Source organism: Lysobacter sp. K5869, assembly GCF_018847975.1.
Taxonomy (GTDB): domain Bacteria; phylum Pseudomonadota; class Gammaproteobacteria; order Xanthomonadales; family Xanthomonadaceae; genus Lysobacter.
The window spans coordinates 618,918-631,214 of record NZ_CP072597.1; the positions used below are offsets into that span (position 1 = coordinate 618,918).

A 12,297-nucleotide genomic window follows, 5' to 3' on the forward strand; every position below is an offset into this window, starting at 1 on the left:
CTCACAGCTCCGCCGGCCATTGGCGCAGGCAGCGCAGCGCCCACGCGCTCAACGCCGCCGCCAGCAGCGTCAGCCACAGCGCGGTCGGCAAGGCGCCAGCGACGCGCGACCAGGCCGGCGCTTCGCTCCATGCATAAGCCGGAATCGCGTCGAACTCGAGAAAGTTCATGCGCCCGTAGCTGTCCGCGCGCGGGCGCGGCGTCGGCGCCGCGATCTGGCGCTGCATGCGCGGGTAGAACCAGTCGCGCAGCCGCTTCTGATACGCCGAGGTCTGCCGCTCGAAGCGGCGATGGCGTTCGGCATCGGTGCCGGCCAAGCGCGCCAACGCCTGCTCCATGCCCAGCGGCGGCGCGATGAAGCCCGCCCACTGCGAAATCCGCTCGCGCGCGCTACGGGCCGATTCCTGCCGATCGCGCAGCGGCTGCAGGCGCCGCTCCAGTTCCGGCGAGAGAAAACTCAAACGCGTGGCGTAGTCGAGCCCACCGATCTTGCCGAGCGAACCCGACAGATCGGCGCGGCCGCGGAAGTCGCGCGCGATCAGCGCATCGCGCTCCCCGGCGATGGCGTCGTTGGCGCGTCGCTGCGCGTCCACGTAAGCGATCGGCGTCGGCGCGTCGCCGACCCGCGCGGCGACGCCGCTGCCGATCAGCGGCACGCCGATGGCCAACACCGCCCACACCGCGCTCATCAGGCTGATCGCGCCGGCGGCGCCGGGCCACACGGACACCACGACGAATCCCAGCGCGGCCCAGAACCCCAGGTAGGCCACCACCAGTGCCGCCGACGCGATCAATTCGGGAACCGCCGCGCCGAGATCGGCGCCGGCGGAGAACAGCGAAATCAACAGGCCCAGCAGCGCCCCCGGCGCCAGCCAGGCGAAGATCGCGACGATGCGCGCGCCCAGCCACGCGCGCGGACCGACCCGCTGCGCAGCGATCAGGCGCAGCATGCCGTGGTCGCGCTCGAAGGTGGCGAGCAATCCGATCAACACGATCGCCGCCACCGGCAGTAGATACACCAACACGAAGCCGAGATCGAACCGGCCCAATCCGAGCGCGCGCGGGTTTTCGAAGTCGTAGGCCGGCTCGACGCCGAACGGCGTTTCCAGCTTCACCGGCAAGCGCGTCGGCATCAGATCGCTGCCGCCCACCGCCAACGGCGACAGCGGCAGATTCGGTTTGTAGCTGTGCGCGCGCAGGAAATAGCGGCTGAAGCCAGCCACGTCGGTCGGGTCTTGCCAGTACGGCACCGATTCGGCCGCGGGCTCGGCGTAGCGGCGCGCGCGTTCGAGAATCTGCCGGGTCCAGTCCAGATCGCTGGCGCGGCTGCGTTCGATCGCCCGATCCTGGCCGCGATGCAGCGCCGCGCCGCTGTGCGCGCCCCACAGCATCGCCGCGAACAGCAGGCCCAGCACGGTCCACAGCAAGCGGCTGCGGCCGATGTGGCGCAGTTCCCAACGCAACAGTTCGGCGAAACCGGCGGTGCGCGCGGCCGGCAATGCGAGCGCGTCGGCGTATCCCGCGGGAGCGCTCATGGCCGCAGCCTCCGCGCCGCCAGCGCCAGCAAGCCGGCGGCCAAGGCGCTCCAGCCGAGCAGGCCGAACAACGCCGGCGCCGCGTTGCGCCAGTTCGCCGCCAGCGCCGGCGCCGGCGCGACGAACTGCGGCACCTGCGCCCACAGCGTTTCGTCGCTGGTGTGGCGCGGCTGCGCGCCGTTCAACGGATGCGCCATCACGTCCTCGTTCATGCGGTTGACCAACGCGCGCCGGTACTGCTCGGCGGCGTCGATGAAACGGCGGTGGTGGCCGAAGTCGCTGCCGGCGAGCATCGGCGACAGGCTCTGCATCGCGGTGGCCGGACTCAGCCAGCCCCAGGCGGCGAAAGCGCGGTCCTGCGCGGCGACGCGGTCGTAGAAACCGCCGAGCACGCGGTCGAACACTTCGTGCGAATGGCGTTCGCTCAGATCGAGTTCGGCGCCGCGCGCGTCCACCCGCATATCGCTCACGTCCTTGGCGCCGTAGCGCGCGAGCAAGGTCTCGCGGTGTTTCTTGGCTTCCTCGGCGGTCCAGAACGAGGGCGCTTCGTCCTGCAATTGCTGCTTGACCTGTTGGCTCGACGGCAACGGCAACGACGCATCGACCGCGCTGCTGGCCCAACGTGGCAGGGCCAGCGCCAGCACGATCCACAACCCGAACAACAGCGCCAATGCGCCGCGGACGCTGCGCGTCAGCAGCGATACCGCCACGCCCAGCGCGGTCAACACGCCCAAATAGGCCGCCATCGCCGCCGCCCACAGCGCCAACCGCAATGCCACATCCGCGCTCAATCCGCCCAAGGCCGCGCTGGCGACGGCCGCCGCCAGCGTCACCGGCGCCAGCAACGCCAGCAGCAAGGCCGACCAGATCGCCGACGCCTTGGCCGCGACGATCGCGCGCGGCCGCAGCGCCGCGCCCAGCGCGAGGCGCAACGTGCCGCGTTCGCGATCCATCGCCACCGCGGTGAAGGCGAGCAGGAACGCCACCAGCGGCGCGAACGCGATCAACAGGCTCGCCGGACTCGCCAATCCCGCGCGCTGCAACGCCGAAGCCTCGCCTTGCGGGCGATACAGCATGTCGTTCTGCACATGCGCTTCCAGCCACACGGTTTGGCCGACGAAGGGCTGCGCGCCGGGATCGAGCGCGGCCAGCGGCGGCGCCGGCTTGAACGCGAAGATGCTGTAGTGCGCGGCCGAGTGCGGGTCCTTCTCGCCCTGCCCGAGCCAACGCGCGCGTTCGGCGCGCGCGGCGTCGGACTTGGCCGCGTTGCCCGCGGCCACCGTCGCCAAGTCGAAGGAAAACGCCAGCAACACCAGCGCGGCCAGCGCCAGCAGCGCCCACCACGCGCGGCGGTCGCGGCGCAGCAGGGTCCATTCGTAAGCAGTCAGCGCAGCGCTCATGCCGCGGCGGCTCCGGCGGCGTCGAGCTGTTGCAGATATAGCGCTTCGATTTCCGAGGCCGACAACTCGCTGGTGCGGCGCTCGGTCAGCAAGCGGCCCGCGCGCAGAATGCCGAGGCGATGGGCGACGTCCTTGACCCGATACAGATCGTGCGTCGCCATCAGCACCGCCACGCCGCGGCGCGAGGCCGCGCGCACGCCGTGGGACAGATCGTTGGCGGCGCTGGCGTCCAAACCCGAGGTCGGTTCGTCGAGCAGCAGCAACTGCGCGTCCTTGGCCAAGGCGATGGCGAGGCCGACTTTCTGCCGCATGCCCTTGGAGAAACCGCCGGCGCGGCGCGCATGCGCTTCGGCTTGCAGGCCCGCCTGGGTCAACAACTCGCGCGCTTGCCGCGCATCGATGCGGCGTCCGCCGAGCAGCGCGAAATAGCTCAGGTTCTCGATCGCGTCGAGCTGCGGGTGCAGCATCACCGTTTCGGGCAGGTAGGCGATCTTGGCGCGCGCGCCTAGCCGGTCGCGGCCCACGTCGACGCCGGCGACCTCGATGCGGCCGGCATCGGGATCGAGAAATCCCAGAATCAGATTCAAGGTCGTGGTCTTGCCCGCGCCGTTGGGACCGAGCAGCGCATACACCTCGCCTGGGGCGATGCGCAGCGACAGCGACTGCAGTGCATGGCGGTCGCCGAAGTCCTTGCGCACGCCGTCCAGGCGCAGCGCGTCGGTGGCGGTCTGCATCAAGCTCATAGGTTCACCCTCAAGGTCAGCTCGACGCTGCGCGGCGCGCCGAGCACGAATTGGTCGGCGGCGCCGCCGCTCCAGTCGGCGTAGAGCGCGTCGCCGAGGTTGCGGCCGTACAGCGCGAGTTCGCCGAACGGCAGGCGGTACGCGACGCTGGCGTCCCACACCGTGCGGCCGGCGACGCGCAGGCGGTTGGCGTTGTCGGAATACCAAGGCCCGACGTAGCGGGCGCCGGCGCCGACGGTCAGCGGCAGCGCGTCGAAGCGATAGCTCGCGTGCAGCTGCGCCAGTCGTTCGGGCACGTTCGGCGGCACGTTGCCGGCGCGGTCGATGCCGCCGGCCTCGCGCAGTTTGTCGAAACGCGCGTCCAAGGCCGACACGCTCGCGTCGATGCGCAAGGCGCGGGTCAGCGACGCCGCGGCGGTGAGTTCGATGCCGCGCGACGATTGGGTTCCGCCCTGCACCGACAGATTGGCGTTGCGCGGATCGCGGGTGACGATGTCGTCCTGCTCGATCCAGTACGCGCTCGCGCCCAGATCGACGCGGCCGCCCCACACGCTGCTCTTGATCCCGGCCTCGGCCGAGCGGCCATGAGTCAGCTCGAAGCGCGAATTCGCCAGCGACAGCAGCGGCAAGCTGCCGACCGGCGCTACCGCGGTGCTGTACTGCGCGTACAACTGGGTCGCGGGCGCGAGATCGTAGACCGTGCCCAATCGCCACGACAGTGGCTCGTAACTGCGCTCGAAACGGGTGCGCGCACCGGTGTTGCGGTCGTCGATGCGGCGTTCGAGTTCGATCCGGTCGTAGCGCAGGCCGGCCAGCAGCAGCCAACGTTCGCTGAGGTTGAACGCGTCCTCGGCGAACAACGAGTACACCCGGGTGCGCGAATCGAAATCGACCCGGTTGCCGGCGCCGGGGAAGTTCGCCGCGGTGTCGGCGAAGCCGGCGATACCGCGCAGCGGCGCGAACGGATCGACCGCCGCAGTCGTGCCGAAGCGGCGCATCACTGCGAAATCGCTGTTACTGATCTCCACGCCGAGCGCGGCGCGGTTGCGGCGGCCGCCCCAATCGCGGTCGGCCGACAGCGTCGCGCGTTCGACCCAGAAGCGCTGATCGTGCTCGATCCGCGTGGTGCCGCGGTCGAGCAAGCCGCTGCGCGCGTTGAAGGCGTAGGTTTCCGAGTTCCACCAACGGCGCTGCGCGTCGTAATAGCTGAATTCGTTGGAGAAGCGCAGCCCGTCGCCGATCTGCCAGCCGACGCGGGTGCGCAGCCAATCGCCGCGCGAATCCTGCAAGCCGTTGTCGACGTTGTAGTTGCGCCGGCGCAGCGAGCGGTCGAGCACGCGGCCGTCGGCGCTGCGCACCAGCGAACTCGGGTCGCGGGCGAGCGCGGCGGAAATCAGCGGCGTGCCCCAGTACGCGGTGTCGTAGTCGTCCTCGAAGTGATCGAGCGCGATATCGACTTCGACCGTGTCGCTGGGCCGCCAGCGCGCGGCGACGGTGGCCGAGGTCGCCGAACTCGCGGTGCCGTCGACATAACCGTCGCCGCTGCGATGGCTGGCGATCGCGCGCAGCGCCAAGCGCTCGCCGATGGGTTCGTTGAAATCGACCGCGTAACGGCGGCCGCCGAAACTGCCGGCGCCGATCAAACCCGCGAACGCGCGGCCGTCGAAGTCGGGGCGCTTGGGCACCAGATTGATCGCGCCGGCCAGCGCGCCCTCGCCGTACAGCACCGAGGCCGGGCCTTTGAGCACTTCGATGCGCTCGAAGCTCCAACTGTCGAAGTCGCGGGTGATCAGCGGCGCCGCGCTTTGGCGCACGCCGTCGTAGAGCAGCGCGATCGCGCCGCCGCTGAAGCCGCGCATCGAGGCCATGCCGGGCGAGGACGGCAATTGCCCGGCGAGCACGCCCGGCGCGGCGTTGAGCGCCTCGACGCTGCCGCGCAGGCCGCGTGCCTGGAGCTGTTCTTGGGTCAGGGTTTCGACCGTGGCCGGCGTCTCGCGCGCGCTCAGGCCCAGGCGCGAGGCGGTCGGCGCGGGCCGGTCCCAGGGCGCGACAGGCGCGCCTTCGACGGTGATCTTGTCGAGCAGCTTGGGCGCGGCGCCGCCGGCGCCTTCGGCCGGAGCAGTCTGGGCGAACGCGGGGGCCCACGCCAACGCGGCCAGCACCGCGCCCGCGAGCCAGCGCGGCCCGGACGGGCCCGTCGCCGCGCGTCGCCGTTGCTCCGCACCCGCCGCCGCTGCCGCGCGGCTTTCCCGACTGCCTGTGTTCACCCCGCCCCCCTGCTGACCCAAAAGTGTGAAATGAAACGATATATCATTTCATTTAACGCACAAGGTAAGCGGGCAAACGGAGGCCGTCAATACGGCATGAAGGCGAATCGTTCGGAAGGCAGACGGCTCCGCCGGCGGCGGAGCCGATACGCGCGGCCGGACTCAGCCCAGGCGGATGAAATCGCAGGCCGAGGTCTTGCGCGCGCGCTGCGCGACCTCGAAGCCGTTGGCCGAGCCTTTGTGGTCGGTGTTGCCCTCGATGCTGAGGAAACTGTCGGCGTTGCCGTCGAAAGCGAAGCCGGTGTGGATCCAGTCGCTGGCGCTCTTGCGCACCAGGAACACGCCGCAGGCGCCGAGCGCGCCGAACCCCGGGCTGGCGCCAGCGACTGCGCGCCCCGGCAGGAAGCGGCCCGCCGCCTTGGCCTGCGCCGCCAATTCGTCGCAGCCGAAGCTGCCGGCGATGGGCATCGCCCGCCCGGCTTGTTCGGCCGCCTGCCGCAGCACGGTGCTGACGAAGCCCGCGCACCACAGCATGCTCTCGCCCTCGCTGCCCTTCATGTAGAAGCGCACCCACGGCCCGCGGTTGGCGCCGCCCAGTTCGATCGGATGCGCGGCCAGATGCTGCTCGGCGAACCAGCGCACCAGTTGCGGATACGGCTTGTTGGCCGGCGCCTTCGCGCCCGCCGCGACGATCCGCGCCAACGGTTCGACCAACGCCGCCCACAGCGCCGGCCCGACTTCGCCCGCGTAGGCGATGCGCTTGCGCGCGGCGAAGCCTTGCAGCGCGCGGTCGGTGCCCGGCCCGAACTTGCCGTCGATCGGCGTGCCGTTGCCGTGATAGCCCAGCCACTCCTGCACGCGTTTCGCCGCCGCGCTGCTGGCGCCTTGGCGCAGGGCGCCGGGGAAGTCGAGTTCGCGGCGAACGAAAGACTGATCCTGCAATGGCATGACGGAGCTCCCTGACGTCGGTTCGTCCTTGGATCGCGGCCGCGGGGGCGGCGCGCATCGGTCGCGGGCCGGTCTCGGGCCGGCGACGTAGGAGCCAACGCCGCGAACGCGCCGATGCGGTCAGCGGTCCGCGATGCGCGGATGCAACAGCGGATTGGCCGGAGCTTGCGGCGCGGCGCGTTGTGCGGCGTGCGCGCGCGTCACTGCGCGTCGTGGAAGATCACGCCCAGGGTATGCCGCGTTCCCGCACGCAGCGCGCTGACGCCGTGGCGCAAGTGGACCCGATAGAACCCGCGCGCGCCGCGATGCGGCCGATGGCGCACCGCGAACGCCACCGCATCGCCCTGTCGCAGCGGCACCACCTGCGCGCGCGACTGCATGCGCGGGCGCTGCTCGGTCAGAACGAATTCGCCGCCTTCGAAATCGCGGCCCGGTTGCGAGAGCAAGATCGCGGTCTGCAGCGGGAACACGTGTTCGCCGTAGACGTCTTGATGCAGGCAGTTGTAATCGCCCTCGGCGTAGCGCAACAGCAGCGGCGTCGGCCGCGGCTGGCCGGCGGCGTGGCAGCGCGCGAGGAACGCGTCGAGCGAATCGGGGTATTCGCCGCTCTCGCCCAAGGCCGCGCCCCAACGCGCCGCCACCGGCGCCAGGCGCGGATACAAGCCTTCGCGCAAGGCCTGCACCATCGGCGGCAAGGGATAGCGGTAGTAGCGGTACTCGCCGCGGCCGAAACCGTGGCGCTGCATCACCACGCGGCTGCGATAGCGTTCGTCTTCGCCGTAAGCGTCCGCCAACGCGGCGCATTGGCGCGCGCTCAGCAGATTCGGCAGCACCGCCCAACCCTGCGCATCGAGCGCGGCGCCGAGCGCGTCCCAGTCGTAGCCGGCGATGCGCCGGCGCAGGCGTTCGCGCGCATCGGTACGGTCGGGCGTCGCCCCGTCGGCGTTTTCGGCATCGGCTTTCATGGAATGTTGCGTCCCGCGGCATGGATGGATGACTAACGTCATGCTGGCGATGCGCGCATCGCCGCGCCATCCGATTCTTGCGCCGTCGCGGTTTGCCGATCGTGCGCGGCGATGTTCAGCCACGAGCAAGACTATCGCTCGAAAAACGCCAAAAACCCCTTGAAAACCATGACTTCAGACATGTCTGAATCTCCAAGTACCGTAAACAGAACGTTTAGTTCCCATAAAAAACTGAGAAAAATTCAGGCGCGATTGAAGCGCGATGACGATACTGCGCACACCGATCCACACGGACGCCTTACCCCGAGGCGCGTGGAAACGGAATAAGACCAATAAGAGGCTGAGACCTTTATGAAGCGTGCATTGCTTGCCCTGACCCTCGCCGCTGCGCTGCCGTTTACCGCTTCGGCCGCAGAAGGCGTCTCCTACAACTACGTCGAAGCCGGCTACGCCAAGATCGACGCCAAGAACAAGTTCGCCGATTCCGATGGCTGGACCATCGCCGGTTCGTACGCGTTCCACCCGAACTTCCACGTCTTCGGCAGCTACAGCAAGCAGGAGACCGATTCGCACACCTACAACCTCGGCAACGGCAGCTCGCTGCGCATCCGCAGCACCGACCTCGACCGTTGGAACGTCGGCGTGGGCTACAACCACGAGCTGAGCAGCCGCGTCGACCTGGTCACCCGCATCGCCTACGAGCAGAACAAGTACGACTTCGGCAACGTCATCGGCGGTTCGGACAAGTTCAAGGGCGGCTTCGTCGAAGCCGGCGTGCGCGGTTCGCTGGCGCCGAACTGGGAGGGCTACGCCTTCGCCGGTTACCAGGACTTCGACAACACCCGCAACTACGGCGATCTGGCCGACAAGTACGACAGCAAGTTCTACGCCCGTCTGGGCACCCAGGTGAAGTTCAACAAGAACTGGGGCATCACCGCCGACGCCAAGTTCCTCGACGGCGGCGAAAAGGAATTCTTCATCGGTCCGCGCTTCAGCTTCTAAGAAAAGCGCGTCCGGAAGAACTCCGGCAACAATCGCGAATTCTCTCTCTCCCCCGAAAAGTCGCGATGGAGCCCGGCCGCAAGGTCGGGCTCTTTTTTTGTCCGCGATTCGCGGCGCGCGCCTTGCGCCAGCGCCGATGCGCCGCGTCGCCGCCGGACGGCGCAACGCGAAAAGCCCGGCCTCGGCCGGGCTTTTCGCGTTGCGCGGCGCCGCTGTGCGCGGCGCGCGGTCACGCCCTGGAGAACGAGGGCTGCGACGAAGTCTGCTGCTGTTGCTGCTCCTGCGCGAGCGCCTGCTGCGGCGCCTGCGCCTGACGGTGCGCGGCCAGCTGCGCGTCGACCTCGGCCGGCGCGGGAATCGGCTGCTTCATGTCCACCGCGGCGACGAACCCCGGCGTCTGGCCGGCGACGAACAGCTTGTCGTCGCGCACCGCGACCGCGCCGACGTCGCCGGGCTTGGTCACGCCCGCGTCCTGATTGGCCTTGAGCACCGCATAAGCGACGGCTTCGTCGGGCACGCCGGCCGGCGCCTTGTCGCGGATCGCCTTGAATACGGCGTTGTCCTGCGCGTCCTTGAGCGGGCCGGCCGGATCGGCGGCGGACAGCGAACTGGAGCCGTGCTCGCCCGGCTTGAGCGGCGGCGCGCCCTTGTCCGGCGCGGTCGGCTGCTTCTTCTCCAGTTCGTTGATGCTTTCGTACAACTGACGCGGCGTGCCGGTGGCGCCGAGCAACTCGCTGGCGCTGATGCGCTGGCCGGTGACCTTCTCGGTGACGTCGCTGGCCCAGGACGCGCAGGTATTGGTGTAGCCCCAGGTGACTTTTTCCTTCAGGGCCGCATCGAGTTTTTTCTCTTGCTCGGGCGTGAGCTCGATGTAGCGGCTGGCGGTCGGCTCGAAGCCGCGCCCCACTTCGATGCCCTGGCGGATATTGCTTTCCGGGTGCGGACTTTCGTTGGCGAAGCGCGGGTGTCCGTTCGGCCACAGGCCGTACACCTCGGTGTGCCCGTTGCGGGTCACGGAAATCCAGGCGTGGCCGTCGGTGAGTCCGGCCGGCTCGCCGTTCGGCCCGGGGCCGGCATTGGTGTGTATTCCCAGTACGGTCTTAGCGGGGTCGCCCATGGCTCGTTCGCTCCATCGATCGTGTCGGCACGGCTTGCGCTCGGATTACGGGTAGATTTGCTCTTCCTGATCGGCGTGGACCAGCACGACTTTTTCGCCGTGGTAGGGCACGTGCACTTCGGCCTGCCATTTTTCGTCGAGCGGGATCACGCTCTTGGCCATCGGCGCGCAGGTCTCGCTGATGCCGCAGCGGTCGATCACGACCTTCAGCGTGTCGCCGGCCTTCTCGTAGTTGATGCCGCCGGAGTAGTACGAGCTTTCCGGGAACACGCTGTAGCGGATGCTCAGCTCATCGCCCTGCAGTTTCTGCACGACGACCGGCTCGACCGACGACTTGGCGTAACGTGGCTTCATATTCACTCCTGTGCATGCGGCTAGGAAAGGGAACAGCGCGAGCAGAGCCGTCGATCTCTTCCACATAGGACGCTCCATCGATGCGGCGATACGGCCGCGCGCGAAGCGCATGCGCGCCGGCGCGGCGCCCCGCGACGCGCGCGGCGCGGTGGCTGATGCATAGAGTGAACGAAAAAACCGCGCGGAACCTGACAATCGGCACGCATTAACGGGAAAAGCGTCGCAGGCGTCGCCGCGATGCGCAGGGCCGGACAATCTGAATCGGCGGCGGATACGGCGGCCGCCGCGGCTCAACCGAACAGATCGGTCGGGTATTCGGGCTTCTGCTCGCGCGCGAGCAATTGGCGCAGGCCGTCGGACGGAGTGATGCGGCCGTGCAGCACTTCGCGCACGGCGCTGGAGATCGGCAGTTCGATGCCGTGGCGTTCGGCCTGGCGCATGACTTCGTCGGCGGTCTGCACCGATTCCACCACTTGGCCGATTTCGCGCACCGCGTCCTCGATCGACTGGCCGCGGCCCAGGGCCAGGCCCAGGCGGCGGTTGCGCGAGAGGTCGCCGGTGCAGGTCAGCACCAGATCGCCGAGGCCGGCGAGGCCCATCAAGGTCTCCGGCTGGCCGCCGATGGCCTGATTGAGGCGCAGCATTTCGTTGAGGCCGCGGGTGATCAGGCCGGCGCGGGCGTTGAGGCCCAGCTGCATGCCGTCGGCCACGCCGGTGGCCACCGCGAGCACGTTCTTCATCGCGCCGCCGAGTTCGGCGCCGAGCATGTCGTCGCCGGTGTAGGCGCGGAACGCCGGGCCGTGCAGCGCGTCGGCCACCGACTGGGCGAAGGCCTCGTCGTCGGAGTGCACGGTCAGCGCGGTCGGCAGGCCCTGCGCGACTTCCTTGGCGAACGAGGGGCCGGTGACGACCGCCAGCGGCACGCCGGCGCCCAACACCTCTTCGGCGACTTCGTGCAGGAAGCGGCCGCTGCCGGGCTCGAAGCCCTTGGTCGCCCAAGCCACGCCGGCGTGCGCGGGCCGGTGCGGAGCGAGCTCGCGCAGGGTTTCGGCGAAGGCGTGCGAGGGCGTCACCACCAGGACCAGATCGGCCTCGGCGAGCGCGGCCGGCAGGTCGGTGGTGGCGCGCAGCGCGTCCGGCAGGGCGATGCCCGGCAGGTAGCGCGGATTTTCGTGGCGGGTGTCGATGGCCGCGGCGATGTCGCCGTTACGGCCCCACAGCACGGTCGGATGACCGTGCCGTGCGATCAGCGCGGCCAGCGCGGTGCCCCAGGAACCGGCACCGAGCACCGCCACGCGCGGCTTGGAAGTCGTGGTCTGCGAAGTCATGCGCGCGCGGCGGTCCGGTGTGCCCGGAATCAGGCGTTGCCGGCGGTTTCCGCGTCGGCGAGGCTCTCGCCCTGGCCGGCGCGCTGACGCAGGCCTTCGGCGTAGAGCGCGTCGAAGTTGATCGGCTGCAGGAAGAACGGCGGGAAGCCGCCGGCCTGGATCAGGTCGCTGATGAGCTGGCGCGCGTAGGGGTAGAGCACGTTCGGGCAGTGGGTGCCGAGCATCGCGTCCAGGGTCTGGCCGTCGAAGCCGATCAGGCCGAACACGCCGGCCTGCTTCACTTCGGCCAGGTACATCGGCTTGTCGCCGGCGGTGCAGGTCAGGGTCACGCCGAGCACGACCTCGAAGGCGTTGTCGCCGACGCGCTGGACGTTCTGCGACAGGTTCAGCTGCAGCTGCGGCTGCTGGGTTTCGGCGAACACGGCCGGCGCGCCGGGGACCTCGAAGGAGACGTCCTTGACGTAGATCTTTTCGACGGTGAACGCGGGACCGGTTGCGGCTTCGGCCGACGCGACAGCGCCGTTGACGTTTTCTTCGGACATCGTGGTACTCCCCCAACGAGATGAAATTCGGAAAAGAGGCCGATTATGCCCGCTCGTCCGCGCCTGGACCAAACGGCCCGGCGCGTCGACGCGGGTT

Annotated in this window: 11 protein-coding genes; 1 reads left to right on the forward strand and 10 read right to left on the reverse strand. The window is 69.3% G+C overall.

Annotated elements, in window-relative coordinates:
- Nucleotide 1 precedes the first annotated feature (1 nt).
- From J5226_RS02655 to J5226_RS02680, 6 genes are all read right to left on the reverse strand, one after another.
- Complete coding sequence (locus J5226_RS02655) at nucleotides 2-1,534, reverse strand: DUF3526 domain-containing protein (protein WP_215838319.1); 1,533 nt, start codon at nucleotides 1,532-1,534, stop codon at nucleotides 2-4.
- Complete coding sequence (locus J5226_RS02660; RefSeq protein ID WP_215838320.1) at nucleotides 1,531-2,934, reverse strand: DUF3526 domain-containing protein; 1,404 nt, start codon at nucleotides 2,932-2,934, stop codon at nucleotides 1,531-1,533. The genes J5226_RS02655 and J5226_RS02660 overlap by 4 nt, the downstream gene beginning before the upstream one ends.
- A complete protein-coding gene (locus J5226_RS02665; protein ID WP_255322972.1) occupies nucleotides 2,931-3,677 on the reverse strand; it encodes an ABC transporter ATP-binding protein in 747 nt (248 codons plus the stop codon). Before J5226_RS02665 ends, J5226_RS02660 begins: the two co-directional genes overlap by 4 nt.
- Nucleotides 3,674-5,827 carry a TonB-dependent siderophore receptor gene (locus J5226_RS02670; RefSeq protein ID WP_215838321.1) on the reverse strand — a complete coding sequence of 718 codons (2,154 nt, stop codon included), beginning with the start codon at nucleotides 5,825-5,827 and terminating at the stop codon, nucleotides 3,674-3,676. The genes J5226_RS02665 and J5226_RS02670 overlap by 4 nt, the downstream gene beginning before the upstream one ends.
- A 279-nt stretch (nucleotides 5,828-6,106) precedes the next feature.
- Nucleotides 6,107-6,892 carry a peptidoglycan-binding domain-containing protein gene (locus J5226_RS02675; RefSeq protein WP_215838322.1) on the reverse strand — a complete coding sequence of 262 codons (786 nt, stop codon included), beginning with the start codon at nucleotides 6,890-6,892 and terminating at the stop codon, nucleotides 6,107-6,109.
- 200 nt (nucleotides 6,893-7,092) lie between these two features.
- A complete protein-coding gene (locus J5226_RS02680) occupies nucleotides 7,093-7,857 on the reverse strand; it encodes a 2OG-Fe(II) oxygenase (RefSeq protein ID WP_215838323.1) in 765 nt (254 codons plus the stop codon).
- A 351-nt stretch (nucleotides 7,858-8,208) separates the two neighbouring features.
- Between J5226_RS02680 and J5226_RS02685 the strand changes: the two genes are divergently transcribed.
- Nucleotides 8,209-8,859, forward strand: a complete 651-nt coding sequence (locus J5226_RS02685; protein ID WP_215838324.1) for a diffusible signal factor-reguated Ax21 faimly protein — start codon at nucleotides 8,209-8,211, stop codon at nucleotides 8,857-8,859.
- Nucleotides 8,860-9,088: 229 nt separating this feature from the next.
- Here the strand turns inward: J5226_RS02685 and J5226_RS02690 are convergent, their stop codons facing one another.
- The 4 genes from J5226_RS02690 to secB all read right to left on the reverse strand — a co-directional run bounded on the left by J5226_RS02690 (nucleotide 9,089) and on the right by secB (nucleotide 12,200).
- The gene (locus tag J5226_RS02690) at nucleotides 9,089-9,976 is read right to left on the reverse strand and encodes a hypothetical protein (protein ID WP_215838325.1); all 888 of its coding nucleotides are present in this window, start codon (nucleotides 9,974-9,976) and stop codon (nucleotides 9,089-9,091) included.
- 45 nt (nucleotides 9,977-10,021) lie between these two features.
- On the reverse strand, nucleotides 10,022-10,330 hold the full coding sequence (locus tag J5226_RS02695) for a hypothetical protein (protein ID WP_215838326.1): 309 nt from the start codon (nucleotides 10,328-10,330) through the stop codon (nucleotides 10,022-10,024).
- A 290-nt stretch (nucleotides 10,331-10,620) separates the two neighbouring features.
- Nucleotides 10,621-11,658: an NAD(P)H-dependent glycerol-3-phosphate dehydrogenase gene (locus J5226_RS02700; protein ID WP_215838327.1), complete on the reverse strand. Its 1,038-nt coding sequence runs from the start codon at nucleotides 11,656-11,658 to the stop codon at nucleotides 10,621-10,623.
- A gap of 29 nt (nucleotides 11,659-11,687) precedes the next feature.
- Nucleotides 11,688-12,200, reverse strand: coding sequence for a protein-export chaperone SecB (gene secB, locus J5226_RS02705; RefSeq protein ID WP_215838328.1), 513 nt, complete (start codon nucleotides 12,198-12,200; stop codon nucleotides 11,688-11,690).
- Nucleotides 12,201-12,297: the final 97 nt, after the last annotated feature.

What these genes read in the sequence shown, in the direction of transcription:
- J5226_RS02655 (WP_215838319.1), bottom strand. Translation starts at nt 1,534, where the DNA reads ATGAGCGCTCCCGCGGGATACGCCGACGCGCTCGCATTGCCGGCCGCG.
- J5226_RS02660 (WP_215838320.1), bottom strand. Translation starts at nt 2,934, where the DNA reads ATGAGCGCTGCGCTGACTGCTTACGAATGGACCCTGCTGCGCCGCGAC.
- J5226_RS02665 (WP_255322972.1), bottom strand. Translation starts at nt 3,677, where the DNA reads ATGAGCTTGATGCAGACCGCCACCGACGCGCTGCGCCTGGACGGCGTG.
- J5226_RS02675 (WP_215838322.1), bottom strand. Translation starts at nt 6,892, where the DNA reads ATGCCATTGCAGGATCAGTCTTTCGTTCGCCGCGAACTCGACTTCCCC.
- J5226_RS02680 (WP_215838323.1), bottom strand. Translation starts at nt 7,857, where the DNA reads ATGAAAGCCGATGCCGAAAACGCCGACGGGGCGACGCCCGACCGTACC.
- J5226_RS02685 (WP_215838324.1), top strand. Translation starts at nt 8,209, where the DNA reads ATGAAGCGTGCATTGCTTGCCCTGACCCTCGCCGCTGCGCTGCCGTTT.
- J5226_RS02690 (WP_215838325.1), bottom strand. Translation starts at nt 9,976, where the DNA reads ATGGGCGACCCCGCTAAGACCGTACTGGGAATACACACCAATGCCGGC.
- J5226_RS02695 (WP_215838326.1), bottom strand. Translation starts at nt 10,330, where the DNA reads ATGAAGCCACGTTACGCCAAGTCGTCGGTCGAGCCGGTCGTCGTGCAG.
- J5226_RS02700 (WP_215838327.1), bottom strand. Translation starts at nt 11,658, where the DNA reads ATGACTTCGCAGACCACGACTTCCAAGCCGCGCGTGGCGGTGCTCGGT.
- secB (WP_215838328.1), bottom strand. Translation starts at nt 12,200, where the DNA reads ATGTCCGAAGAAAACGTCAACGGCGCTGTCGCGTCGGCCGAAGCCGCA.